Source organism: Streptomyces sp. NPDC052101, assembly GCF_040680235.1.
Taxonomy (GTDB): domain Bacteria; phylum Actinomycetota; class Actinomycetes; order Streptomycetales; family Streptomycetaceae; genus Streptomyces.
Genome location: NZ_JBFAWH010000013.1, coordinates 96,972 through 121,598, shown reverse-complemented (window position 1 = coordinate 121,598; position 24,627 = coordinate 96,972). Strand labels below are relative to the sequence as shown.

The 24,627-nt window shown below is 71.0% G+C and carries 23 protein-coding genes and 2 pseudogenes; 12 read left to right on the top strand and 13 right to left on the bottom strand.

What is annotated here, in order from left to right; genetic code table 11:
- Positions 1–6: 6 nt before the first annotated feature.
- Positions 7–252 (bottom strand): hypothetical protein, encoded by a 246-nt coding sequence (locus tag AB0L75_RS23685; protein ID WP_365184013.1) that lies wholly within the window; start codon positions 250–252, stop codon positions 7–9.
- Positions 245–1,126 (bottom strand): mycothiol conjugate amidase Mca, encoded by an 882-nt coding sequence (gene mca / locus AB0L75_RS23680; protein ID WP_365184011.1) that lies wholly within the window; start codon positions 1,124–1,126, stop codon positions 245–247. Before mca ends, AB0L75_RS23685 begins: the two co-directional genes overlap by 8 nt.
- Positions 1,127–1,239: 113 nt before the next feature.
- On the opposite strand from mca, the gene AB0L75_RS23675 reads away from it, so the two are divergent.
- Both AB0L75_RS23675 and greA read left to right on the top strand, forming a co-directional pair.
- Positions 1,240–1,638: a DUF4307 domain-containing protein gene (locus AB0L75_RS23675; protein ID WP_365184008.1), complete on the top strand. Its 399-nt coding sequence runs from the start codon at positions 1,240–1,242 to the stop codon at positions 1,636–1,638.
- A 197-nt stretch (positions 1,639–1,835) separates the two neighbouring features.
- Positions 1,836–2,336: a transcription elongation factor GreA gene (greA, locus tag AB0L75_RS23670; protein WP_365184006.1), complete on the top strand. Its 501-nt coding sequence runs from the start codon at positions 1,836–1,838 to the stop codon at positions 2,334–2,336.
- 439 nt (positions 2,337–2,775) lie between these two features.
- Here greA and AB0L75_RS23665 read toward each other — a convergent pair whose 3' ends face one another.
- The 3 genes from AB0L75_RS23665 to ilvA form a co-directional block, all read right to left on the bottom strand.
- Positions 2,776–3,627: an ABC transporter permease gene (locus AB0L75_RS23665; protein ID WP_365184004.1), complete on the bottom strand. Its 852-nt coding sequence runs from the start codon at positions 3,625–3,627 to the stop codon at positions 2,776–2,778.
- Positions 3,624–4,625 (bottom strand): ATP-binding cassette domain-containing protein, encoded by a 1,002-nt coding sequence (locus AB0L75_RS23660; protein ID WP_365184001.1) that lies wholly within the window; start codon positions 4,623–4,625, stop codon positions 3,624–3,626. The genes AB0L75_RS23665 and AB0L75_RS23660 overlap by 4 nt, the downstream gene beginning before the upstream one ends.
- Before the next feature lie 115 nt (positions 4,626–4,740).
- Positions 4,741–5,970 (bottom strand): threonine ammonia-lyase, encoded by a 1,230-nt coding sequence (gene ilvA / locus AB0L75_RS23655; RefSeq protein WP_365183999.1) that lies wholly within the window; start codon positions 5,968–5,970, stop codon positions 4,741–4,743.
- Positions 5,971–6,114: 144 nt separating this feature from the next.
- On the opposite strand from ilvA, the gene AB0L75_RS23650 reads away from it, so the two are divergent.
- The 3 genes from AB0L75_RS23650 (at position 6,115) to AB0L75_RS23640 (ending at position 7,655) form a co-directional block, all read left to right on the top strand.
- Positions 6,115–6,639: a MarR family transcriptional regulator gene (locus AB0L75_RS23650; protein ID WP_365183997.1), complete on the top strand. Its 525-nt coding sequence runs from the start codon at positions 6,115–6,117 to the stop codon at positions 6,637–6,639.
- A gap of 214 nt (positions 6,640–6,853) precedes the next feature.
- Positions 6,854–7,357 (top strand): sigma factor-like helix-turn-helix DNA-binding protein, encoded by a 504-nt coding sequence (locus AB0L75_RS23645; protein WP_365183995.1) that lies wholly within the window; start codon positions 6,854–6,856, stop codon positions 7,355–7,357.
- Between the two features lie 49 nt (positions 7,358–7,406).
- The gene (locus tag AB0L75_RS23640; protein ID WP_365183993.1) at positions 7,407–7,655 is read left to right on the top strand and encodes a hypothetical protein; all 249 of its coding nucleotides are present in this window, start codon (positions 7,407–7,409) and stop codon (positions 7,653–7,655) included.
- A 71-nt stretch (positions 7,656–7,726) separates the two neighbouring features.
- Here AB0L75_RS23640 and AB0L75_RS23635 read toward each other — a convergent pair whose 3' ends face one another.
- Complete coding sequence (locus tag AB0L75_RS23635) at positions 7,727–8,881, bottom strand: cystathionine gamma-synthase (protein WP_365183991.1); 1,155 nt, start codon at positions 8,879–8,881, stop codon at positions 7,727–7,729.
- A 427-nt stretch (positions 8,882–9,308) separates the two neighbouring features.
- Between AB0L75_RS23635 and AB0L75_RS23630 the strand changes: the two genes are divergently transcribed.
- Entirely contained in the window at positions 9,309–10,427 is a 1,119-nt protein-coding gene (locus tag AB0L75_RS23630; protein ID WP_365183988.1) for a hypothetical protein, read from the top strand.
- 180 nt (positions 10,428–10,607) lie between these two features.
- Here the strand turns inward: AB0L75_RS23630 and AB0L75_RS23625 are convergent, their stop codons facing one another.
- Positions 10,608–11,009, bottom strand: a complete 402-nt coding sequence (locus tag AB0L75_RS23625) for a MerR family transcriptional regulator (RefSeq protein WP_365183986.1) — start codon at positions 11,007–11,009, stop codon at positions 10,608–10,610.
- 148 nt (positions 11,010–11,157) lie between these two features.
- Between AB0L75_RS23625 and AB0L75_RS23620 the strand changes: the two genes are divergently transcribed.
- From AB0L75_RS23620 to AB0L75_RS23610, 3 genes and pseudogenes are all read left to right on the top strand, one after another.
- Positions 11,158–11,967 (top strand): TatD family hydrolase, encoded by an 810-nt coding sequence (locus tag AB0L75_RS23620; protein ID WP_365183983.1) that lies wholly within the window; start codon positions 11,158–11,160, stop codon positions 11,965–11,967.
- A 72-nt stretch (positions 11,968–12,039) separates the two neighbouring features.
- Entirely contained in the window at positions 12,040–13,062 is a 1,023-nt protein-coding gene (locus AB0L75_RS23615; RefSeq protein ID WP_365183981.1) for an iron-siderophore ABC transporter substrate-binding protein, read from the top strand.
- Positions 13,063–13,958: pseudogene (locus tag AB0L75_RS23610) on the top strand (iron ABC transporter permease).
- 1 nt (position 13,959) lies between these two features.
- Here AB0L75_RS23610 and AB0L75_RS23605 read toward each other — a convergent pair.
- The gene (locus AB0L75_RS23605; RefSeq protein WP_365183980.1) at positions 13,960–15,006 is read right to left on the bottom strand and encodes an NAD(P)-dependent alcohol dehydrogenase; all 1,047 of its coding nucleotides are present in this window, start codon (positions 15,004–15,006) and stop codon (positions 13,960–13,962) included.
- A gap of 169 nt (positions 15,007–15,175) precedes the next feature.
- On the opposite strand from AB0L75_RS23605, the gene AB0L75_RS23600 reads away from it, so the two are divergent.
- The gene (locus AB0L75_RS23600) at positions 15,176–16,072 is read left to right on the top strand and encodes a helix-turn-helix transcriptional regulator (RefSeq protein ID WP_365183977.1); all 897 of its coding nucleotides are present in this window, start codon (positions 15,176–15,178) and stop codon (positions 16,070–16,072) included.
- 71 nt (positions 16,073–16,143) lie between these two features.
- On the opposite strand, the gene AB0L75_RS23595 is transcribed toward AB0L75_RS23600, so the two are convergent.
- The 4 genes and pseudogenes from AB0L75_RS23595 to AB0L75_RS23580 form a co-directional block, all read right to left on the bottom strand.
- On the bottom strand, positions 16,144–19,455 hold the full coding sequence (locus AB0L75_RS23595) for a S8 family peptidase (RefSeq protein ID WP_365183975.1): 3,312 nt from the start codon (positions 19,453–19,455) through the stop codon (positions 16,144–16,146).
- 253 nt (positions 19,456–19,708) lie between these two features.
- Positions 19,709–19,891: pseudogene (locus AB0L75_RS23590) on the bottom strand (ABC transporter ATP-binding protein); the annotation flags it as partial.
- A 58-nt stretch (positions 19,892–19,949) separates the two neighbouring features.
- The gene (locus AB0L75_RS23585; RefSeq protein ID WP_365183972.1) at positions 19,950–21,200 is read right to left on the bottom strand and encodes an Ig-like domain-containing protein; all 1,251 of its coding nucleotides are present in this window, start codon (positions 21,198–21,200) and stop codon (positions 19,950–19,952) included.
- A gap of 222 nt (positions 21,201–21,422) precedes the next feature.
- Positions 21,423–21,770: a hypothetical protein gene (locus tag AB0L75_RS23580; protein WP_365183971.1), complete on the bottom strand. Its 348-nt coding sequence runs from the start codon at positions 21,768–21,770 to the stop codon at positions 21,423–21,425.
- Positions 21,771–21,879: 109 nt separating this feature from the next.
- On the opposite strand from AB0L75_RS23580, the gene AB0L75_RS23575 reads away from it, so the two are divergent.
- Together AB0L75_RS23575 and AB0L75_RS23570 are read left to right on the top strand one after the other, a co-directional pair.
- Positions 21,880–22,182, top strand: a complete 303-nt coding sequence (locus AB0L75_RS23575; protein WP_365183969.1) for a hypothetical protein — start codon at positions 21,880–21,882, stop codon at positions 22,180–22,182.
- A 42-nt stretch (positions 22,183–22,224) separates the two neighbouring features.
- Complete coding sequence (locus tag AB0L75_RS23570; RefSeq protein WP_365183967.1) at positions 22,225–22,989, top strand: hypothetical protein; 765 nt, start codon at positions 22,225–22,227, stop codon at positions 22,987–22,989.
- A 57-nt stretch (positions 22,990–23,046) separates the two neighbouring features.
- On the opposite strand, the gene hutH is transcribed toward AB0L75_RS23570, so the two are convergent.
- Entirely contained in the window at positions 23,047–24,585 is a 1,539-nt protein-coding gene (gene hutH / locus AB0L75_RS23565) for a histidine ammonia-lyase (protein WP_365184276.1), read from the bottom strand.
- Between the last annotated feature and the right edge of the window lie 42 nt (positions 24,586–24,627).

Below are 24,627 nucleotides of genomic sequence, written 5' to 3'. Positions count from 1 at the left end.
CCCGGGTCAGCCCCGCTGTGCGGCGGAGTCGGCCTTCTCGGCCTGCTGCGCCTCGGAGTCCGGGGCTTCCTTGAAGTCGACCTTCCGCATGTGCTTGCTCATCGACTTCATCAGGCCCCACACCGCCAGGGCCATCACCGCGAAGACGATGAAGCCGAGGACACCGGGGGTGACCTTGTTCTCGTCGACCTCCTTGGCGAGGGGGACGAGGTGCGTCACTGCCAGGCTCACGCTTGCGCTCATGTCAGGCATTGTCGCGGATGCCCGCGAAGAGGTCGTCCTCGGGGAGGGAGGTATCGACGAGAGACTTCGCCAGCTCGTACTCCTCCGTGGGCCAGACCTCCTTCTGCAGCTCCATCGGCACCTTGAACCAGCCGCCGTCGGGGTCGATCTGCGTGGCGTGCGCGATCAGCGCCTTGTCACGGGTCTCGAAGAAGTCCGCGCACGGAATGTGCGTGGTCAGCGTGCGCTCGGTGCGCTCGAACTCGCTCCAGCGCTTGAGCCACTCCCCGTACGGCGACTCCAGGCCCCGGTCGAGCATCGCCTGGTGCAGCGCCTCGGTGCGGGGGCGGTTGAAGCCCTGGTTGTAGTAGAGCTTCAGCGGCTGCCAGGCCGGGCCGAACTCGCTCTCGGGGTACTTCTCGGTGTCCGCCGCGCCCTCGAACGCCACCATGGAGATCTTGTGGGTCATGATGTGGTCGGGGTGCGGGTAGCCGCCGTTCTCGTCGTAGGTGGTGATCGCCTGCGGGCGGAAGGCGCGGATCTTGCGCACCAGCTCGCCGGCCGCCTTGTCGACGTCCTCCAGGGCGAAGCAGCCCTCGGGCAGCGGCGGCAGCGGGTCGCCCTCGGGCAGGCCGGAGTCGACGAAGCCGAGCCACTCCTGCCCCACGCCGAGGATCTCGCGGGCCTCGTCCATCTCCTTCTTGCGAACCTCGTGGATGTGCTCCTCGATGTACGTGTCGCCCTGGAGCTTCGGATTGAGGATGGACCCGCGCTCTCCGCCGGTGCAGGTCACCACCAGCACGTCCACCCCCTCGGACACGTACTTCGCCATGGTGGCCGCGCCCTTGCTCGACTCGTCGTCGGGGTGCGCGTGTACGGCCATCAGTCGCAGCTGGTCAGTCAAGACTCAATCCTCGTAAGTCGGCGCCCCGTGTCTCCGGTGCGATCGGCGGCTTCTATAGTGACGGAATCGGGGGGCGAATAATTCCGGGACCGGTTCCTGCCGAGAGGACGATCATGAGTACGGCGAGCGCGCGGCTGCCCGAGGGTCGCTACGGCCGTTCCTCGGACGAGCGTGCCGACCGCAAGCTCAAGATCGCCGGCGCGGTGCTCGGCGCGGCCCTGCTCGCGCTGGTCGGCTACTTCGCCTACCACTATGTCGTCGAGAGCAGGATCAGCGCCCAGGTGATCACCTTCGAGGCCACGGACAACGCGGTCAAGGTGCATCTGGAGGTCCACAAGGACTCCGGCACCGACGGCTACTGCACCCTGCGCTCCCAGGCCGCGGACGGCTCCGAGGTGGGCCGGGCCGACTTCCGCTTCACCGGATCGGCCACGCGCATCGACCAGGTCGTCACGCTCCGTACGACGGCGAAGGGCACGACGGCCGAGCTGCTCGGCTGTCACACCGGCTGACGACGGCGAGCGGCGGACACTCCCCGGCCGTCACCCGGAATACGTAGGCGCTGACCTGCGTTGATGTAATTCTGATGGCTTATGTCCTCCCCCTTCCGGCCTTGAATTGTTAGGCTCGTGGTTTCGCCCACCCGAGAGGGAACATTCTTCTGGGTAGGGCGATGCTTTGTATTCCCAGTACCGACGAGGAGCACCCTGTGACCCAGACCAGCGAGAACGTCACCTGGCTGACCCAGGAGGCGTACAACAAGCTCAAGGTCGAGCTTGAGTACCTTACTGGTCCTGCGCGCACGGAGATCGCCGCCAAGATCGCGGCCGCGCGCGAGGAGGGAGACCTGCGCGAGAACGGCGGGTACCACGCGGCCAAGGAGGAGCAGGGCAAGCAGGAGCTGCGCGTGCGGCAGCTGACCCAGCTTCTCGAGAACGCCAAGGTGGGCGAGGCTCCGGCCTCCGCCGACGGTGCCGTCGCGCCCGGCATGGTCGTCACGATCGCCTTCGACGGTGACGAGGACGACACGATGACGTTCCTGCTCGCCTCCCGCGAGTACGCGAGCGCCGACATCGAGACGTACTCGCCGCAGTCCCCGCTCGGCGCCGGCGTCATCGGCCACAAGGTGGGCGAGGACGCCGAGTACGAGCTGCCGAACGGCAAGAAGGCCTCGGTGACGATCCTGAAGGCCGAGCCGTACTCGGGCTGATCCACCCCCTTCTGTGACCTGGAAGCCCCCGCTGTCCGCCGATCCGGCCGGACACCGGGGGCTTCGACGTGTCCGAGGCCGGCCGCAGACGGCTAGGAGCTACGTCGACGGACGAGCGCAGTCGCGACTATGGCCACCCCTGTCGGCGCGCCGACGTAGAACAGCAGTTGGAGCACTCCACCACCGATGTTCGGGCCACCCCATTGCGTGGGGTATGTCTCCCGAGCCCACAGGTTCACTGCCGCACCAACTGCACTCACGGCAACCATTGCTAGACCGACCTTCAAGAGTCGGTACATCTCGAGACCTCCCACTTGGGCACATGACATCACGACGGCCGGCAGAGCCAATAGTGAACAACGCTGACGCCAAGCACATCCGTACTGGTACTCGTTCCCAAGCTGTCGGCGCACTCAGTCCGGTGAGGTGGCGCTGGCCGTCAACCGGCTGCCCGGCGGTACTTGCGGACCGCGAGCGTACGGAAGGCCAGGATGATCACGACCGACCACATCAGCGAGGCCAACACAGGGTGCTGCATGGGCCAGGCGTCGGGCGTCCGGAAGCCCGGGGGGAGGTTGCCGAACAGCTCGCGGGAGGCCTGCACGGTGGCGCTGAACGGGTTCCATTCCGCGATGTGCCGCAGGAAGGCCGGCATCTGGTTCGCGTCCACGAACGCGTTCGAGATGAATGTCAGCGGGAACAGCCAGATCAGACCGCCCGAGGTCGCCGCCTCAGGGGTGCGCACGGCCAGGCCGATGAGCGCGCCGATCCATGAGAACGCGTACCCGAGGAGCAGGAGCACGCCGAATCCGGCGAGCACCTTGCCGATGTTCTCGTGCGCGCGCCAGCCGACGATCAGGGCGACGACCGCGAGGACGACGAGGGTGAGCGCCGTCTGGACCAGGTCGGCGAGGGTGCGCCCGGTCAGGACCGCGCCGCGCGCCATGGGCAGGGAGCGGAAGCGGTCGATGAGGCCCTTGTGCATGTCATCGGCGATGCCCGCACCGGCGCCCGCCGTTGCGAACGTGACGGTCTGGGCGAAGATGCCGGCCATCAGGAACTCGCGGTAGGCCTGGGTCGAGTTGGACGAACCGACCTGGATCGAGCCGCCGAACACGTAGGTGAACAGCACCACGAACATGATGGGCTGAATAAGCCCAAAAATGAGCATCTCGGGAATTCTGCCCATGCGGATCAGATTGCGTTTCGCCACGACCATCGAGTCGCGGAAGGACCGGCTGATGGGATTGCCGGGTGGTGCCACGCGTACGGCTTCGCTGGCGGCGGTCATTTCACGGCCTCCTTGCCGTTCTTCGCCTCGTCCTGGTCGGCGGTCTCGGCCGCGTGGCCCGTCAGCGACAGGAAGACGTCGTCGAGGGTCGGGCGGCGCAGTCCGATGTCGTCTATCTCGATCCCGCGGGTGTCCAGCTCGCGGATGATCTCGGCGAGCAGCTTGGCGCCTCCGGTGACGGGGACCGTGAGCTTGCGGGTGTGCTCCTCGACGGTGACCTCGCCCTTGCCGACGCCGCGCAGGCCGTATTTGTCCAGCAGGGCGGCGGCGGACGCGATGTGGTCGCGCTCGTGCACCACGACCTCGACGCGCTCGCCGCCGGTGCGGGACTTGAGCTGGTCCGAGGTCCCCGTGGCGATGACCCGGCCGTGGTCGACCACCGCGATGTCGTGGGCGAGGTGGTCGGCCTCCTCCAGATACTGGGTGGTGAGCAGCAGGGTCGTACCGCCGGAGACGAGCTGTTTGATGACTTCCCACAGCTGCTGGCGGTTGCGCGGGTCGAGGCCGGTCGTCGGCTCGTCCATGAACATCACCGGCGGCGAGACCACGAGGGCCGCGGCGAGGTCGAGGCGGCGGCGCATGCCTCCGGAGTAGGTCTTGGCGGGGCGGTCGGCGGCTTCCGCGAGGTTGAACTGCTCCAGCAGCTCGGAAGCGCGCCGCCTGGCCGCCTTGGCCTTCATCTGGTACAGCTGCCCGACCATCTGCAGGTTCTCCCGGCCGGTCAGATACTCGTCGACCGCCGCGAACTGGCCGGACAGGCCGATCGAGCGGCGCACGGCGTCGGGGTGCTTCAGCACGTCCACGCCCGCCACGACCGCTTTGCCGCTGTCGGGGCGCAGCAGGGTCGTCAGGCAGCGGACGGTCGTCGTCTTGCCCGCGCCGTTCGGCCCGAGCAGGCCGAGGACCGTGCCCTCGGGCACGTCCAGGTCTACGCCGTCGAGAGCCCTTACGTCGCCGAAGGTCTTCACCAGGCCTTCGGCATGGATGGCACCTGGCATGTCTGTCTCCACGTCATCGGGGTCCGTCGTTTCCGGGTCACCACAACACACCATAACGCGATGTATCGCGTTGCTCAATGGGCTTCACCCGAACGAGGGCGAAGGGGTGCCGGCCTCAGCCGATGACCGTGTAGCCCGCGTCCCGCAGGGCCTGGCCGACCTCGGCGCAGTGCGCCGGGCCCTTCGTCTCGAGGTGCAGCTCCACCTCCGCCTCTGTGAGCCCGAGCCGGGGATCGGTCCGAACGTGGCTCACGTCGAGGACGTTAGCGTCGACCACTGACAACACCCCGAGCAGCGTGGCGAGGGCGCCCGGGCGGTCCGTCAGCCGGAGCCGGACGGCCAGGTAGCGGCCCTGCGCGGCCATGCCGTGCCGCAGCACGCGCTCCATCAGCACCGGGTCCACGTTCCCGCCGGAGAGCACCGCGACGACCGGTCCCTCGAAGGCGTCCGGCGCGGCCAGCAGCGCCGCGACCGGGCTCGCCCCGGCCGGCTCCACAACCAGCTTGGCCCGCTCCAGGCACAGCAGCAGCGCGGCCGACAGCTGGTCCTCGCTGACGGTGCGCACCTCGTCGACCAGATCGCTGATGATCCCGAACGGCACCAGGCCCGGCCGCCCCACCTTGATGCCGTCGGCCATCGTCGCCGGGTTCTCCACCGACACCGGGTGCCCGGCGGCCAGCGAGAGCGGATAGGCCGCCGCGCCCTCCGCCTGCACGCCGACGATCCTGACCTCCGGCCGTATCGCCTTCACCGCCACCGCGATCCCGGCCGCGAGCCCGCCGCCGCCGACCCCGACGACGATCGTGCGCACCTGCGGGCACTGCTCCAGGATCTCCAGGCCGACCGTGCCCTGACCGGCGATGACGTCCGGGTGGTCGAAGGGGTGGATGAACACCGCGCCGGTCTTGGCCGCATACTCCTCGGCAGCGGCCAGCGTCTCGTCGACCACCTGGCCGTGCAGGCGCACCTCGGCGCCGTAGTCCCGGGTCGCGCTGATCTTCGGCAGCGGGGCGCCCTTCGGCATGAACACCGTGGAGTGCACCCCGAGCAGCGAGGAGGCCAGCGCCACGCCCTGCGCGTGGTTCCCGGCGCTCGCGGCCACCACACCGGCCGCCCGCTCCTCCGGCAGCAGCCCGGCGATCCGCACATAGGCGCCGCGCAGCTTGAACGAGCCGGTCCGCTGGAGGTTCTCGCACTTCAGCTGCACCGGTGCGCCGACCAGCTGGGACAGGTACCGGCTTCCCTCCATCGCGGTCACCCGTGCCACACCCGAGAGCATCTTCTGGGCTCCGCGCACGTCGTCGAGGGTGACGGATCGCACGGAGCCGACCGTGCCGTAGCTCATGACTCCAGCATCGCAGTTCACGGTCGTACACGACGGGGGTGACCAAGCTGCGAGACCGGTTTGCGCAGCGCCGGTACGGGCCGCCGCCGGGCCGCGTACCCTGTCCCCCAACCCAGCAGCCCTTCATGAAGCGAGCCTCCGGCCATGCCCACAACACCTGAAATGTCGATGGACATGACGACCGTCGGTGACACCGGTCTCCTCGACACCCTCCAGCACGAGGTGGCGGTGTTCGCCCGCCGTGCCGAACAGACGCGGCTCGGGGGTGTCGGGCAGGTGCGCAACTCCATGGACCGGGCGGCGTATCTGCTGCTCAACCGCCTCGACAAGGAAGGTCCGATGGGCGTCAAGGCGCTCGCCGCGAGCATGGGCATCGACTCCTCCACGGTCACCCGTCAGGTGGCTCCGCTGGTCGACACCGGGCTCGTCAAGCGCACCTCGCACCCCGAGGACGGGCGTGCGGTGGTCCTTCAGCTGTCCCCGCGCGGGGTGGCCCGCCTGGAGGAGGTGCGCTCCTCCCGGCGTCAGCTGATGGCCGAGCTGACGCAGGACTGGGCGCCGGAGGAGCGCGAGGAGTTCTGCACCCTCCTGACCCGCTTCAACCACGCGCTGTCCGCGCGGATGACCGTGCAGGGGCCGACGTCGGCGGAACAGTCGCCGGCATCCTGAGCGACGTCCTGAACGACGCGAAGAACGGCATCCGGAACGGCGTTCTGTTGCGGGGACGGCCACCGCGGGCGCGGGCGCCCCGTCGCCTCGCCCGCCGCACCGTTGCCTTCCGGAGTCTTGACCCCGGGCCCGCCCTGGCCTCATATGAGACCGGGTCCTGTGTCGTACGCGGTTCACCTGTCGTACCGGGCAGGGCTCCTCTAGGGGAGGCGCGGTGCGTGATCGGCAGGTGTCCCGAAATGCCCGCCGGGCCCGGGAGTTCGAGGCGTTCGTCGCGGGCGCGGCCGGGCGTCTGCTGCATGCCGCCACACTGCTCACGGCGGAGGCGCCGCATGCCAACCCGCGCGCGCGGCGGCTGCTGGCACTCGCGCTCGCCCACACCTACGCGCGCTGGGACCGGCTGCACGGCGAGGACCCGTACGACTGCGCCCGCCAGTACCTCGCCACGCGCTTCGCCCGCGCGACCTGGCACCAGTACGTCGCCTTCGTCCGCACCCGCCCGGATCCACGCAGCCCGCTCGCCGCGCTCACCCCGCAGGAACGGCTGATCCTCGTACTGCGCCTCTACGAAGGCGTCGCCGAAGAACAGGCGGCGGCCGTTCTGGGCCTCCCGAGGGAGCGCGTCCACACCATCTGCGACCGCGCGACAGCCACGCTGCTCCACCCGGCCCGTCCGACCGCGCCACGGACGGCGGGCCCGAAGGTGGCCCCGTCATGAGGGGCCGGGGTGCTGCCGTGGGCACGAGGACGGGCATCAGGAGGGCGGGGTGAACCGGACCGAGCGGGAGGCCGCCGCGCGGCAGATCATGGAGCAGGCGCCGGCACCGGTGCCGCCGGACCTGTGCGCCGAGGCCGTCCGGCGTGGCGAGCGCCTGCTGCACCGCAGGCTGCTCGTCCGCCGGGTGCTGTGGCTGCTGGCCTGCGCCGCGGCCGTCGCGTTCAGCGTGTGGGCGGCCCGGGTCCACCCGTGGACGGAACCGCCCTCCCAGACGACACCGCCGATCACCGGCTGGTGATCGGCGGTTGTGATCGACGGCTGGTGATCACTGGTTCGGTGCGAGCGGTGTCCGTCCGGCCGGCCCTTCGGCTAGCCCAGGGCCTGCTGCAGGTCTGCCAGCAGGTCGTCGACGTTCTCGATGCCCACGGACAGGCGGACCAGGTCGGCGGGGACCTCCAGGGCGGAACCCGCCGCGGAGGCGTGCGTCATACGGCCGGGGTGCTCGATCAGGGACTCGACGCCGCCGAGCGACTCTCCGAGGGTGAACACCTTGGCGCGGTTGCACACCTCGACCGCGGCCTCCTCGCCGCCCTCGACGCGGAAGGACACCATGCCGCCGAACGCCTTCATCTGCTTGGCGGCGACCTCGTGACCGGGGTGCTCGGGCAGGCCCGGGTACATCACGTGCGTCACGCGCGCGTGCCGGGTCAGCATGTCGGCGATCCTCGTGGCGTTCTCGCTGTGCCGGTCCATCCGCACCGCGAGGGTCTTGGTGCCACGCAGCACCAGCCAGGAGTCGAAGGGGCCGGCGACGGCGCCCATCGCGTTCTGGTGGTAGGCCAGCTCCTCGCCGAGGCCCTGGTCGGCGACGATCAGCGCACCGCCGACCACGTCCGAGTGACCGCCCATGTACTTGGTCAGGGAGTGGACGACGACATCCGCGCCGAGCGCCAGCGGCTGCTGGAGGTAGGGCGTGGCGAAGGTGTTGTCGACGACGAGCCTCGCGCCCGCGTCGTGCGCGACCTGAGCGACGGCGGCGATGTCGGTGATGCCGAGCAGCGGGTTGGAGGGGGTCTCCACCCAGACGGCCTTGGTCTTCGGGGTGATCGCGGCGCGCACGGCGGCCGGGTCGCTGGTGTCGGCGACGGACCACTCCACGCCCCAGCGGGTGACGACCTTGGCGAAGAGGCGGAACGTGCCGCCATACGCGTCGTTCGGGATCACCACATGGTCACCGGGGCTGAGCAGCGTGCGCAGCAGGGTGTCCTCGGCCGCCAGGCCGGACGCGAAGGCGAGGCCGCGGCGGCCGCCCTCCAGCGCGGCGAGGTTCTCCTCGAGGGCGGTGCGGGTGGGGTTGGCGCTGCGGCTGTACTCGTAGCCGCCGCGCAGCCCGCCGACGCCGTCCTGCTTGTAGGTCGAGACCTGGTAGATCGGCGGGACGACCGCGCCGGTGAGGGGATCCGCGGTGTTGCCCGCGTGGATCGCGAGGGTCTCGAAGTGCTGACTGATGTGCCTGTCGCTCATGTGCACCGAGCGTAGTGCGCCCGGCCGGATGGTGGCGCCCTCAAGGCAGGGGGAGCGCCAGCCGGAGGGATTTCCCTGCATGGGGCCGTGAGCCACGCCCTGGCCGCCGTGCCCTCCCCCGCCTCGCTCCGCCCCTCGGTCATCCCTCGCCTCGCTCCGGCTCTCGACCCTCCCCCGCCTCACCCCGCCTCGCACCCTCCCTCGCCTCGCCCGCCTCACCCTGCCTCGCGCCCTTCCCGCTCCCCCTGCCTCGCGGCCCTCCCCCGCCACGCCCTCGCCCCGTCTCGCCCTCTCTCGCCCCGCCGCCCTGCCCGCCTCCCCGCCCCGCCCTGCCCCGCCCCGCCCTGCCTGCCCTCCCGGACCGGAGTTATCCACAGCCCGGCGGCGGGGTTGGCCATTTGTCGGCGGTGTCTGGTTCGCTTGAGGCATGGCGATTCTCTGGCTGCTGATGGCGCTGCTCATGCTGGGCTTCGTGCTGCTCCCGCTCATGCGGCGCAGGCGCGGGGTGATCGAGCAGGTTCCCCCCGGACACCCGGACGCCGCCGACCCGGCGGCCTACGGCTTCGTGCGCCAGGAAGAGCTGGACCTGCGCATGCCCGGCCCGGACCAGGACCTGCTGGACGTCCTGGAGTTGGTGCAGCGCACGCAGGACTACCGTGCGGCCTCCCAGCTGCTGGCCGGCACCGAGACCGAGGGTGAGCGGCGCTGGCAGCGGGTCCAGGCCTTCGCGGGCGCCGCCGCGCTGGAGCTGCAGCAGCGGCCCGGCGGGGTGCATGAGACGCCGGGCGGCCAGTGGCTACGGGTGTGGCGGGCCGAGCAGCCCAAGGACGCGGGCGCCGCCGCCGTCTACGCGGAGTTCCTGGTGCAGCAGGCCTGGCGGACGTCGACGCCGGGCACGGACGACTTCCGGATCATCATGGAGGAGGCCCGGGACGCGTGCGCGCAGGCGGGTCTGCTGGCCCCCGGCGACCCCGTGCCGTACATCGTCGAGCTGTCCATCGCCCGCGGACTCGCCTACCCGCAGGCCGAGTTCGACCAGCTGTGGCTGAAGATCCTCGACCGTGCCCCGCATCACATGGGCGCGCATCTGGCCGCGCTGCACTACTGGTGCGAGAAGTGGCACGGCTCGCGCGAGCAGGCGTATTCCTTCGCCGAGGCCGCCGCGGCCCGCGCCCCGCAGGGTTCGCTGCTCGCCGCGCTGCCGCTGTTCGCGGTCTTCGAGCACCTCCCCGAGGTGAACCTGGTGGCGAGCTTCTACCAGAGCGAGGTCGTCACCAAGGCGATGCACGGCGCCCTGCACGCGGTGCACGCGGCCCGCGCCGACGACCCGATGCTCGCGCACGTCCGCCATCTGCTGGTCTTCTTCCTGGTCCGCGCCGAGCGCTGGCAGGAGGCCATGCACCAGCTGATACACGTCGACGGGCACGTCGGCGCGCTGCCCTGGACGCTGTCCGCCGACCCGGCGGCGGAGTTCGCCGTCTACCGCGCCCTGGCGGTGGCCGGTTACGAGGCCAACGGCGGCAGCCCGGCCACCCTGCCGGGCTGACCCGGGAAGGGCTCCGGACCCCCCGGACGCCCTGACCGGCGTGGGCGCGACACGGGTGGCCGTCGGAGCGTCCGGGTGCCGAGCGCAAGTTCTGCGGGCCGGGCCGGACGGGGATGTCCTGCCCGCCCGGCCGGTGTCACCGCCGCCGGCCCCGCCAGGCAGCCACACGTACGGCGACGCTCAGGCTTTCCCCGACCGGCGAGGGTGAGACCCGGGGGCCGCGGCGTCTCGGGCCAGCTCCGCTATCAGCCGGCGTAGCTCCGCCCGCTCGGTCTCCAATCGGGCGGCTCTGTCGTCCAGTTCGGCCAGTCGGTCGCGCAGGGCCTCGGGGACGCCGGGGCAGGGGGCGAGGGCCGGGCCGGTGTCGCCGCCGGCCGTGCAGGGGAGCAGGGCGGCGACCACGCGGGTCGGCAGGCCCGCCGCGAGGAGGGTGCGGATGCGCTGGACGCGGGTGACGTCCGCCTCCGTGTAGGCGCGGTAGCCGTTGGGGCGGCGGTGCGGCGTGAGAAGGCCGGTGCCTTCGTAGTGGCGCAGGAGGCGGGGGCTGGTGCCGGTGCGGGCGGACAGTTCCCCGATCAGCACGGCGCCGCCCAGGTCAGAACTTCCGTGCTCCCGCCGCTGTCCCTCAGCACGCGCCCGTCCCCTTCCGGTGTCCGCTACTTGACCTTGTCACTGTGTCAGGCTGCAACTCTCGCTCGGAGAGCGCTGTTCCCTGTCTCCGAGGAGAGTAATGATCATCGATGCCCACGCCCATGTGCACGACCCCGTCCGTCTTCATCTCGCCGCTCTGGACGCCGCCGGTGTCGACAAGGCGGTGCTGTTCCCGACCCGGCCCCATCCCGAGCGTGCCGCCGATCTCGCCGGGCTGCGCCGGGAGTTCGCCGTGCTGGACACCGCGCTCGGCGGGACGGGCGCCTCGCGTGAGGCGTTCGCCGGCGCGCTGGACGAGGTGAGCGCGGCCGTCGCCGCTCATCCGGAGCGGTTCATCGGGTTCGGGTCCGTGCCGCTGCAGTTGCCGGACGCGGAGGTGGAACGGGCCGTCGCCGAGGACGTGGTGGGGCGGGGCCTGTGCGGGATCGGGGAGTTGACGCCCGCGCCGGGGCGGGCGGACCGGCTGGAGCCGGTGCTGCGGGCGGCCGCCGACCACGGCGGGCTGCCGGTCGTCGTGCACGGGTTCGCGCCCACCACCGCCGAGGACCTGCGCACCCTCGCCGCGCTCTCGCGCCGCCACCCTCGCGTCCCGCTCGTCGTCAGCCAGCTGGGCGGTCTGCACTGGATGGAGGCCGTCGAACTGGTGCGGGACACGCCCGGCATGTACCTGGAGCTGTCCACGGCGTTCCTGGTCATCGCGGTACGGCTGGCCGTCCGCGAACTCCCCGAGCGCACCCTCTTCGGCTCCGACGCGCCCTACGGCGACCCGGTCGTGGCCCGCACGATGGTGGAGCGGGCGACGGAGTCCGCGGAGGTCCGCGAGCGTGTCCTGGGCGGCAACGCGGCCGAACTGCTGGGGGCCGTCGTCGCACCGACCCCATCAAGGTAAGGTTAGCCTCGCCTAAGTTTCCGATCGAAAGTGCGAGTCGTGCGTGCGTTGAGGTTGCGGACCGTCCTGGCCGTGTCCGTCGCGGGAGGCCTGCTGGCCGGCTGCGGCTCGACCGCCGGGGAAGGCCCCGGAGGGGGTTCCGGCAGGACCGGCACCGGCGGACGCCACGGCGTCATCGGCTCCTCCGCGGGCCCCTCCGCCGCGCCCGGCACGCTCGCCTCCGGCATGGGCTCGGACACCGGCACCGACGGCGTCTTCCCGCGCACGGTCACCCACTTCGAGGGCCGTACGACGATCGAGGCGGCGTCGCGGCGGATCGCCGTGCTCAGCACCGGCCAGCTGGACGACCTGCTCTCCCTCGGCGTCGTGCCGACCGCCGCGACCCGCGCGGCAGGCGCCGGACTCGTCCCGGACTACCTCGCCGACGCCTTCCCCCAGGACAAGCGGAAGGTCGCCGCGATGACCGACGCCGGGACCCGAACGGCACCCAACCTGGAGTCCCTGGCCGCCGCCAGGCCCGAGCTGATCCTGGTCAACGGCTCCCTCGGCGACCTCTACCCCAAGCTCTCGAAGATCGCGCCGACCGTCGTCACCGCGGGCAACGGCATCAACTGGAAGCGGGACCTGCTGCTCGTCGGCGACGCCGTCGGCAAGGGGCGGCAGGCGCGGCGGATGCTCGACGGCATCACGGCGGACGCACGGCAGAGCGGCAAGGCACTCGACGGCGCCGCCACCATCTCCATGCTGCGCTTCACACCGGGGCGCACGCGCGTGTTCGGCGTCTCGTCCTTCACCGGGTCCGTCGCCGTCGACATGGGGCTAGCCCGCCCCAAGTCCCAGCAGTTCAGGGCGATTTCGCAGGACACCAGCGCCGAACGGATCGATTCGGCCGACGGTGACCGGATCTTCTACTCCGTGCAGGGCGACCCGGCGAAGACGGATGCCGGCGGCGTCCTGGCCGGGCCGCTGTGGAAGTCCATGAAGGCGGTGCGGACCGGGCACGCGGTGCGGGTGGACGACGACCCGTGGTACCTCAACGCCGGTCCCACGGCCGCCCGTCTGGTCGTACGACAGCTCGCCGAGCACCTGCGATAAGTGCGCCGTCGTCTGCTCGCCTGGCCGGCGGCCGCCGCCCTGCTGGCCCTCGCCGTACTGCTCAGCCTCGCCATCGGCACCCGCCCGGTGGCACCGGACGCCGTGCTCGACGCCCTGCTGCACGGCGGTGGTTCACCCGACGCGCTCGTCGTGCGGTCCCTGCGGATGCCGCGCACCGCGGTCGGGCTCACGGCGGGAGCCGCGCTCTCTCTCGCCGGGGCGGCGCTCCAGACCGTCACCCGCAACCCGCTCGCCGACCCCGGGGTGCTCGGACTGGGCCAGGGCGCGGCGGCGGGAGTCGTCCTCGCGCTCGCCCTCGGCGCCGGATACGGCTTCTCGGGAACCGTCTGGTACGCCTTCGCCGGGGCCGTCGTCGCCGCGTGCCTGGTGTACGGGATCGCCTCGCGCGGGCGGGACGGGGCCACACCGGTGAAGCTGGCGCTCGCCGGGACGGCCCTGTCGGCCATGGCCGACAGGGCGACGACCGTGGTGCTGACGTCGAGTTCGGCGACGCTGGACCAGTTCCGCTTCTGGCAGGTGGGTACGCTCGGCGGGCGGGCCTCGGGGACGAGACCGCGGCCGGGCTCGGCGTGCGGGTGGGCCGGACCCGGCTCGCGCTGACCGTGCTCGGTGTCGTACTCGCCGCCACCGCGACCGGCGCGGCCGGTCCGATCGGGTTCGTCGCGCTCACCGCGCCCCAGCTGGCCCGCCGCCTCACCCGCACCCCGCACCTGCCGCTGCTGTGCTCGGCGCTGACGGGCGCGGTGGTGCTGGTGGCGGCCGACCTCGCGGCGCGCACGCTGCTGCCACCGCTGGAGATCCCGGTCGGCGCCCTGACCGCGCTGGTCGGCGGGCCGTATCCGCTGTGGCTGCTGGGCCGCGGGCAGAACCGGTGACTCAGATCGTCGCCGTGTCGATCACGAAGCGGTAGCGGACGTCGCTGTTCACGACCCGTTCGTACGCCTCGTTGATCTGGTCGGCGCGGATCAGTTCGATCTCGGCGCCCAGGTGGTGCTCGGCGCAGAAGTCGAGCATCTCCTGGGTCTCCGGGATGCCGCCGATGCCGGAGCTGCTCAGGCTGCGGCGGTGGCCGAACACGGAGGAGAGGAGGATCCGGACCGGCTCCTCGGGGATGCCGACGTTGACCATCGCGCCGTCCGTGCGCAGCAGGGACAGGTACGCGTCGAAGTCGAGCGGCGCGGAGACGGTGTTGAGGATGATGTCGAACGTGCCCTTGAGGTCCTCGAAGGTCTTCGGGTCGCTGGTGGCGTAGTAGTGCGTGGCGCCCAGCTTCAGGCCGTCGTCCTTCTTGCGGAGGGACTGGGACAGGACGGTGACCTCCGCGCCGAGGGCGGCGGCGATCTTCACTCCCATGTGCCCGAGGCCGCCCAGTCCGACGACCGCGACCTTCTTGCCCGGACCGGCGTTCCAGTGCTTCAGAGGCGAGTACGTGGTGATGCCGGCGCACAGCAGCGGGGCGGCCACGTCGAGGGAGAGGCCGTCGGGGATGCGGACGACGTAGTTCTCGTCGACGACGATCTTCTGCGCGTAGCCGCCGTGGGTGGGCCGGCCGTCCTTGCCGACGGAGTTGTACGTCCAGGTCGGGCCGCCGCCGGTGCAGTACTGCTGCAGACCGGCCTTGCAGTTGTCGCACTCGCGGCAGGAGTCGACCATGCAGCCGACGCCCACCCGGTCGCCGACGGCGTAGCGGGTGACACCGGGGCCGACTTCGGAGACGACGCCCGCGATCTCGTGACCGGGCACCATCGGGAAGATCGCCGTGCCCCAGCCCTCCCGGGCCTGGTGGATGTCGGAGTGGCAGATACCGGCGAACTCGATGTCGATCAGGACGTCGAACTCACCGACCGCGCGCCGCTCGATCGTGCTCCGCTCCAGCGGGGCCTTCGCGGCGGGCGCGGCGTAGGCAGCAACAGTGGTGGTCATGCCGGTGTTCTCCTAGCGATGTCAGCGCGCCCGGCTGCCTTCCCACCGGGCACGCCATCAGCCTCTCCCACGCCGCGACGACCACCCAGACCACGCTTCTGCGTACGTCCGCCGTGCCTACCACTGGCGGGGTCAGGTTCCTGTGCGTACGTCCGTGAATACTGGATGTATGGAGAACCAGCCCCTGCCCGCGTCCCCGCCCCTGGACCGGCGGGCCGAACTGAGCGAGTTCCTGCGCAGCCGGCGGGCCCGGCTGAAGCCGGAGGACGTGGGGCTGCCCGAGTTCGGCCGGCACCGGCGGGTGCCGGGGCTGCGCCGCGAGGAGCTGGCACAGCTGGCCGGCGTGTCGGTGGCGTACTACACCCGGCTGGAACAGGGCAACGGGCGGAATGTCTCCGCGGAGGTCCTGGACGCGATCGCCCGGGCGCTCAGGCTGACGGACGCCGAGCACGCGCACCTCACGCATCTGGCGAAGCCGAAGTCGCACAAGAAGAAGCCGGCGGCGCGGCAGCAGCAGGTCCGCCTCCCGCTGCGGCAGCTGCTGGACACGATGGAGGGCGTACCGGCGTATGTCGTCGGGCGCCGCTCGGAGATCCTCGCCTGGAACCGGATGGCGGCGGCCCTCTTCGGCGACTGGGCGGAGCTGCCGCCGGGCGAGCGCAACTGGGCGCGGCTGGTGTTCCTGCGCCCGGACTACCGCGATCTGTTCGTCGACTGGGAGCAGAAGGCGATCGACATCGTCTGTGCCCTGCGGATGGACGCGGGGTGCTATCCGGACGACCCGCGGCTGTCGGCGCTGGTGGGCGAACTCTCCGTGAAGAGCGAGGAGTTCCGCCGGCTGTGGGCGACGCACGACGTCAAGGAGAAGAACCATGGCGTCAAGCGGCTGCACCACCCGCTGGTCGGGGACCTCGCCCTGAACTTCGAGTCCTTCCGCCTGACGGACGGCTCGGACCAGTCGCTGATCACGTACCACGCCGACCCGGGCTCCCGGTCCGCCGACTCCCTGCGCCTGCTGGCCAGCTGGGGCACGGACGCGCCCCGGACGGTGCCGTCCACCCCGTAGCGCCTCCTACGACGAGGGGCACCCGGAGACTGTGTCCGGGTGCCCCTCGTCTCGTCAGCGGGCGCTACCGCTCACTTGCCGAAGTACGCGTCGTAGATCGTGATCTCCGACGTGTTGCCCTTCTTGTCGGTGATCTCGGCGCGGAGGGAGAGGGACTTGCCCTTCGCCGGGTTCTTCACCGTGATCCTGCCGCCGCGGACGTCGGCCTTCTGGAAGGTCCTGCCGTCGTAGGAGACGTACACGGCCAGCGACTTCAGGTTGCCGCCCGCCGCCGCGCCCTCGACGGTGACCGGGAAGGTGACGGTACGGCCGGCCGCGACCGTGCTGTCCAGGCCGGTCGTGATGCCGTAGTGCAGGACGGAGGCGGGCAGCCGGACGGCGGTGCCGGAGACCTTCCTGGAGCGGAAGGTCCAGGCCGCGTCGATCCGGGAGGAGGCCCGGGCGACCTCCGCCGAGCGCCTGACCGAGGTGGTCAGCCGGTACGCGGCGTCACCGGCCGGGACCTCGAAGGTCTTGTCGCCGAAGAGCGGGTCGTCGTTGGAGCCGACCTTGGCGCCGTCGCGGTACAGCGTCGTGTCCACCGAGGTGAACGCCGAGGACCCGGCGTGCTCGGCGGAGTCGGCGAACAGCGGCAGCGAACCGGAGATCTCGTTGCCGGAGCGGAAGAGGCCGAAGTCCTTGCCGAGGTGCGGGCCGAAGACCGCGGTGTTGACCGTCTTCGTGTAGCTGCGGCCGGCCTTGAAGGAGGACTCGCCGAGCGTGTACCCGCAGTCGGCGACCGGGAAGCCGTCCTGGTCGACCCCGCCGTACTGGGTGAAGCCCAGGTCCCACAGGACCCCGCCGGTCGCGGACAGATGCAGGGTGCGGGTGCCGGGCAGCTTCTGCTGGAGGTCGACGGAGGAGGCGCCCGAGCTGCCCGGCAGCCAGCCGGTGGCGCTGATCGAGCCGGTCCTGCCGCTGGTCGCCGCGCCGAGGCGGGCCTTGACGGTGGACAGCTCACTCGCCTTGTAGTGCTTGGTGTAGCCGGTGCCGAGCTGCCTGACCGGGCCGCCGGAGGTGACGTCGTACTCCTCGCTCGTGCCCTTGGCCCAGTGGCCGTCCCACTGCTGGAACAGCTGGCCGGCGGGCAGCCGCGGGCCCAGATGGGCGGTGCGGAAGTTCTTGTACGAGTCCAGGAACCAGCTGTAGCCGTACTCGTTCTGGCCGAGCGTGAGGGAGAACCCGGGCGCGGCGAACTTGGACGTCGTGCCCGAGGCGGGGACGGTGACGTCCACCGGCCTGGCCTTGCGGGCGTCGACGGTGACCGTCTGCTTCCCGGACACGGTCAGCTTCGGCTGGGCGATCCAGTCGATGCCCTTGCCGCTGTCGTTCGGGTCCACGAAGACGGAGGAGTTGAGGAGGTACGTGCCCTTGGGCGCGCGCACCTTCACCGTGCCGGACGGGTCGTACGGGCTCAGCTCGGTGCCGCCCGCCAGCCCGGACAGCCCGCTGAGGCCGGCGTTGTAGTACTTGGCCGGCTTGCCGTCGCGGCCGATGAACTTCAGCGTGACGTCGTACGACTCCACCTCGCGCTGCACCGCGGCGGCCGTGCGGACGCTCTGGCCGGCACCGGTCGCGGTGACATACGCGGAGTAGGCGCCGTCGAGGGTGCCGCCCAGCCTGGTGTCGGCGGTGAGCCCGACGGAGGCCTTGCCGTGCGCCGGGACCGTCAGCTCGCTCGCGCCGAGCCTGAAGAAGCCCGCCGGGGCCGCGTGGCCCTTGGGGTCGAGGCCGCTGCTGCTCAGGGTGAGCGTGACGTCCTTGTCGCCGAGGTTGCGGTACGTCACCTTCTTGGTGACCGGCTTGTCGTCGGTGTGCGGCCATGCCTGCGTCCCGAAGTTCACCGACACCGGGTCGGCGACCACGGACTCCCGGATGGCCCTGTCCACCGCGATACGGCCCGAACCCTGCTGATACGGCGTGTAGTTGCCGCCCTTTGCGGAGCCGGTCAGCGCGCCCTTCAGCTCGGCGTAGCCCCAGTCGGGGTGCTCCTGCTTGAGGATCGCGGCGGCGCCCGCGACATGCGGGGTGGCCATCGAGGTGCCGGAGATGGTCAGGTAGCCCTCGGGCTTCTCGCCGACCTCCTGGTCGATGACGCTGCCCTTGGCCGCGGCGGCGGTGATGTCCACGCCGGGCGCGGTGACGTCCGGCTTGATGGCGCCGTCGCCGGCGCGCGGGCCGGTGGAGGAGAAGTCGGCGAGCCTGTCCAACTTGTCGACGGCGCCGACGGTGATCGCGGCGTCCGCGCTGCCCGGCGAGCCGATCGAGTCGGGGCCGTCGTTGCCCGCGGCGATCGCGAACAGGATGCCCTTGGTGGCGGAGAGCTTGTCGACCTCGGCTTCCAGGGGGTCGACACCGGGGCTGTCGGGGCCGCCGAGGCTGAGGTTGACGACGCCGGCGCCCTGCGCGGCCGCCCACTCCATGCCGGCGAGGATGCCGGAGTCGTCACCGGAGCCGGTGTCGTCCAGGACCTTGCCGTTGAGGATCTTCGCGTCCGGGGCGACTCCCTTGTACGTGCCGCCCGACTTGGCGCCGGTGCCCGCCACGATGGAGGCGACGTGGGTGCCGTGCCCGTAGTGGTCGGTGGCGTCGGCGGCGCCGGAGAAGTTCTTCGACGCGATCACCTGGTCCTTGAGGTCCGGGTGGCCGGTGTCCACGCCGGTGTCCAGGACGGCGACCTTCACTCCCTTGCCGGTGTAGCCCGCCTTCCAGGCGACCGGGGCACCGATCTGCGGCACGGACTTGTCGAGCGAGGCCTTGCGGACGCCGTCGAGCCAGACGTGCGCGATACCGGAGGCGGCCTTGCCGTCGTCGGTGACGGCGTGCCAGAGCGCGGCGGTGTCCTGGACCGGCGCCTGCACGGCGTCGGCGTCCAGGGCGGTCAGGCTGCGGCGCAGCTTGCCCGCGCCCCGCACGTCCGCCCTGGCGGCCCGGGTGACCCTGGCGGAGCCGGTGTAGCCGACGATGACCTTCAGGCCGTTCTTCTGGGCCTGGCGGGTGGCGGCCTTGGTCAGCTCGGTGATGTCGAACAGCCTCTGGTCCAGCTTGCCGGAGGCCACCAGGCGGGCCGCGTCGACCGGGACGACCAGCGTGTGGCCGTCGGTCCTGCGGACCTGGAAGGGTATGTGCTCACGGCCCTTGGCCCGCTCCAGGCCGACGACCCGGCCCTTGGCGTCGAGGGCGACCCGGTCACCGGTGATCAGGGTGACATGGGTCCTCGCGGTGAGCGCGGAGGCGGTGGTCGGGACGCGCTCCGCGGGCTGCGCCGACGCCGGGCTGGTCATACCCACGGCGAGGGCGACGGCTGCGGCCGTGGCGACGCCGGCCGCAGCAGCTCTTTTCACTTGTCTGCGCAAGTTCTCCCCCAGGAGATGGAGTACCGGGCGAATTCCCCGTTCACCCGGCCGGAGGCGATCCCGTACGCACGTACGTCGCCTCCCGGGATCACGCAGTATGCCGGGGGGCCGTCGGACGGCTCAATAGACGAGAGGAGGGTAAGAAAGAGCGAAGGAAAACTGTTACTCCATGGGCGGGCGACCGTTACAGAACCGCGAAGTTGCCACTGTGCAAGCGGTGTTGTGCGCGCCCCGGGGTGCGTCAGGCGCCGGCGTTCTCCCTCACCGAGATCTTTCCTTTGCGGATGGTCACCAGCCGCGGGGCCTTCTTCGCGATCGAGGAGTCGTGGGTGACCATGACGAAGGTCAGCCCGTGCTCCTTCCACAGGCGTTCGCCCAGACCCACGGACTCCAGTGCCTCGGCGGCGAGTTCGCGGCGTTCCCGAAGAAACACCGATGCCGCCCCGAGGGGCGGCACCGGAGAGACAGGGAGTGAAGGGCCGTCAGACGGCCGAACCGGCCTTCCACTGGGCCCAGTCCATGTTCCAGCCGTTGAGGCCGTTGTCCGGCGCGACCGTCTTGTCGCCGGTGTTCTGGACGACCACCACGTCACCGATCAGGGTGTTGCCGTAGAACCAGGCGGCCGGGGTGTTCGGGTCGTTCGCGCCCTTGGCGTCCTGCAGGCCGACGCAGCCGTGGCTGGTGTTGGTGCTGCCGAACACGGACGGCGCGCCCCAGTAGTTGCCGTGGATGAAGGTGCCGGAGGTGGTCAGGCGCATGGCGTGCGGCACGTCCTTGATGTCGTACTCGCCCTTGCCGTCGGAGTCCTTGAAGCCGACCGTGGCGCCGTTCATCCGGGTCTGCTTGAACTTCTCCGAGATCACCATCTGGCCCTGGTAGGTCTTCTTGTCCGGGGCGCCGGCGGAGATCGGGATGGTCTTGATGACCTTGCCGTCCTGCGTGACCTTCATCTGGTGGGTCTGCGCGTCGACGTAGGAGACCTGGTTGCGGCCGATGTGGAAGGTGACCGTCTTCTGCTGGATGCCGTGGATGCCGGGCGCGCCCTCGACGCCGTCCAGCGCCAGCTTCAGCGTGACGGTGGAGCCTTCCTTCCAGTACTGCTCCGGGCGGCAGTCCATGCGGTTGGCGTCGAACCAGTGGCAGGCGACCTCCTGGCCGCTGCTGGAGCTGACCGTGACGCCCTTCTGCACGGCCGCCTTGTTGGTGATCGCCTTGTCGAAGTTGATCGAGACCGGCATGCCGACACCGACCGTGGAGCCGTCGTCCGGGGTGTAGGTGCCGATGAAGCTGTTGGCCGGGGAGACCGTGGTGAAGGAGGCGTTCTCGTGGGCTATGCGGCCCTGGGAGTCCTTGGCCTCCGCGGCGACCTTGTAGGTCGTGGAGCGGTCCAGCTGGGCGGTGGGCTTCCAGCTCAGCTTGTCGGCGGAGAGCTGGCCGGCGACGGCCTTGCCGTCCTGCGTGGTCATCGTGACGCCGGTGAGCGTGCCCTTGCTCACCGTGACGGTGGCGGAGTTGTTGATCGACGCGTTGTCGGAGCCGTCCTTCGGCGTGATCGTGATCTGCGCCTGCGAGGACTTCTTCGCCGCCGCCGCGTCGGCCTGGGCCTGTGAGGAGTCGCCGCTGCCGCTGCCGGAGGACTTGTGGCCGCCGCCGGAACACGCGGTGAGCACCAGCACACCGCCGAGCAGAGCGGACGCGGCCGTCAGGCCCTTGCGCCGCATACCGTCCGTCATCACACGCTTCTCCATCGTTGCCGAGTCGCCGAAAACCCCGAGAGTCCCCGTCAGAACCATCAACGCTACGGCCGTGCCGTCCCGTTCCACATCCACCGGATCTGTGGGGCACACCACGTCCGCGCTGCGCGGGCGGTGCGGGAGTCGGTCCGTGCGTCCCCTCAAGACGACGAAACCCCGGACGGCGGTTGCCGTCCGGGGTTCAGGAGTACCCCGGGACGCTCAGCCGATGCCGCCCTCTTCCTCGTCGTCGTCCTCCTCATCATCCTCGTCCAGGTCCCAGTCCGGCGAGTCCGGGTCGTAGTCGATCCGCTCGCTCGACCAGGACGCCTGCTGCAGCTCCACCCCGGGCACCTCGCTGACCAGGTCGAACGGGTCCACGAGATAGGCGAGGGCCTCCGCGGTGTCCTCCGTCACAGCCCCCTCGGCCTGGCCCCGCTCGGACTGCGGCAGCTCCCGGTCGGCGGCGAGCCGGCGCAGCGCGGCCTTGGTCACCTCGCCCTCGTCCTGCACCTCAAGGACCAGCTCCACACGAAGCCGTACAAAACATGATGTCTCTTCAGCACTCATGGCGCGAGGGTACGACCGAAACCTGCTGTGACTTTCCTGTGACCCGCGATTTTCACTAACATCGCTCCACACGGCCAATTCGCCAGCGTCACAAGGGGATCGATATTCCGTGTCATCCGCTCGCCGTCCGCTGCTGACCGCCACCGCCGCGGCCACCCTGCTGTGCGCCCTGTGGTTCGTCCCGTCCGCGAACGCCTCGCAGGACTCGTCCAGAGCGGACACGGAAGCCTCCGCCGCGCATATGACCCAGCAGGCCAGGGCGGTGTCGTCGGAGGCCGTCGGGGAGAGCACCGAACTCGCCGACACGGGAAGCCCCGACACCACGCCGTATGTCGTCGGCGGCACCCTCTTCCTCGGTGTGGGCGCCGGTTTCGTGCTGTATTCGGTACGCCGCGAGCGCATGGGGTTTTAATTTCCCTTGACGATCCTTTGACGGCCCGCACATAGTTCGCCCATGAAGAGATCATCGGGCGTGCGGCTGTGCGCCACCGCGGTCGCGGGTGCGCTGTCGTTCGCCCTTGTCACGGGCTGTTCCGACGGGGATGCGAAGCATTCCGCTCCGGCCGCGAAAGCGCTGAGCGCCGCGGAGTTGAAGAAACTGGTCATCGCCGGCGGCGAGGTGCCCGGGTACGAGGTGGGGCCGGTGCCCGCCACCCGTGCCAAGCCGATCACGACCGACAGCGCGCGGTGCCGCCCGCTGGCCCGGGTGATGAGCGGGCTCCCGCCCCTGGACGCGGCGGCGAAGACGGACCGGCTGGCCACGGAGAACCCGAAGACGTCCCCCAGCGACAAGCCGACCTCCCTGGACGACCTCGCCAAGGGGAAGTTCGAGAAGGCGATACACAAGTCCCTGGACCGGGACGTCACCACGGTCACCCTGGCCTCGTACGACGGGAACGGCACCGAGAAGGCCCTCGCGTCGGTCTCCACGGCTGTCAAGGCCTGCGCCGGCGGCTTCCCCGCCCAGCAAGCGGGGACGAAGATGAGGTTCACCGGGATCGCCGAGGAGAAGGCGACGGGCACCGGGGACGGGGCGGTGGCGTTCAGCGCGACCATGGACTCGGGCGAGGGGGACGCGGCGCCCGTCCACACCGAGGTCGTCCGGCAGGGCGGCACCCTGTCGGTCTACTTCACGACGAACCTGGGCGCGATGATGGACAAGAAGGCGTACACGGTGTCGCCGGAGGTCGTCAAAGCCCAGCAGGCCAAGCTGAAGTGACGTGACAGCAGCAGGGGCCCGGTCCGGCGGACAGGGCCCCTTTTCCCTCTGCGGGGGTTACTGCAGCGGGCCGGTGACCGACTCCGCCGCGGCGACGAGGTGGCCGCCGCGCACGAACGCGTCGGCCGCGGCCAGGTCGGGCGCGAGGAACCGGTCCGGGCCGGGGCCCTGCACACCGGCGGCGCGCGCGGCCTCGATGACGGCCCGGGAGGCGGGCGCCGGGGTGAGGCCCTCGCGCAGCTCGATGGCGCGGGTGGCCGCGTACAGCTCGACGGCGACGATCCGGGTGAGGTTGCCGACGGCGGTGCGCAGCTTGCGCGCGGCCGACCAGCCCATGGACACATGGTCCTCCTGCATGGCGGAGGACGGGATGGAGTCCGCGGAGGCGGGCACGGCGAGCCGCTTCATCTCACTCACCAGCGCGGCCTGCGTGTACTGGGCGATCATGAGCCCGGAGTCGACACCCGCGTCGTCGGCGAGGAACGGCGGCAGGCCGTGGCTGCGGTTCTTGTCCAGCAGCCGGTCGGTGCGGCGCTCGGCGATGGAGCCGAGGTCGGCGGCGGCGATGGCGAGGAAGTCCAGGACGTAGGCCACGGGCGCGCCGTGGAAGTTGCCGTTGGACTCCACGCGGCCGTCGGGCAGCACGACGGGGTTGTCGACGGCGGAGGCGAGTTCCCGCTCGGCGACCAGCCGGGCGTACGCCACGGTGTCCCGCCCGGCGCCGGCGACCTGCGGGGCGCAGCGCACCGAGTAGGCGTCCTGGACGCGGGGGGCGTCGTCCTGGTGGTGTCCGGTGAGGCCGGAACCCTTCAGCACGGCGAGCATGTTGGCGGCGGAGGCGCCCTGGCCCGGGTGCGGGCGGATCGCGTGCAGCTCGGGCGCCAGCACCCGGTCGGTGCCGAGCAGCCCCTCCAGGCTCAACGCGGCCGTCACATCGGCGGACTTGTAGAGCATGTCGAGGTCGGCGAGGGCCATGATCAGCATGCCGAGCATGCCGTCGGTGCCGTTGAGGAGGGCGAGGCCCTCCTTCTCGCGCAGCTCGACCGGCTCGATCCCGTGCGCGGCGAGCAGCTCGCCGGCGGGCCGCACGACCCCGTCGGGTCCCTCGGCGTCGCCCTCGCCCATCAGCGTGAGGGCGCAGTGGGACAGCGGGGCCAGGTCGCCGGAGCAGCCGAGGGAGCCGTACTCGTGCACGACCGGGGTGATCCCGGCGTTGAGCACATCCGCCATGGTCTGCGCGACCTCGGGCCGCACGCCGGTGTGCCCGGAGCAGACGGTCTTCAGCCGCAGGAACATCAGGGCCCGTACGACTTCCCGCTCCACCCGCGGGCCCATGCCGGCGGCGTGCGAGCGGACGATGTTGCGCTGCAGCTGGGCACGGAGTTCCTGGCTGATGTGCCGGGTCGCCAGCGCTCCGAAGCCGGTGGAGACGCCGTAGACCGGGTCCGGCTTGGCCGCCAGCGCGTCCACGATCTCCCGGGCCGCCGCGAGGGCCGCCACCGCCTCCGCCGACAGCTCGATGCGGGCACCGCCGCGCGCCACGGCGAGAACGTCGGACGCCGTGACACCGGACGTCCCCACCACCACAGTGTGCATATCCATATTCAGGAGCGTACGCATTGAATGCGGAGATGTCAC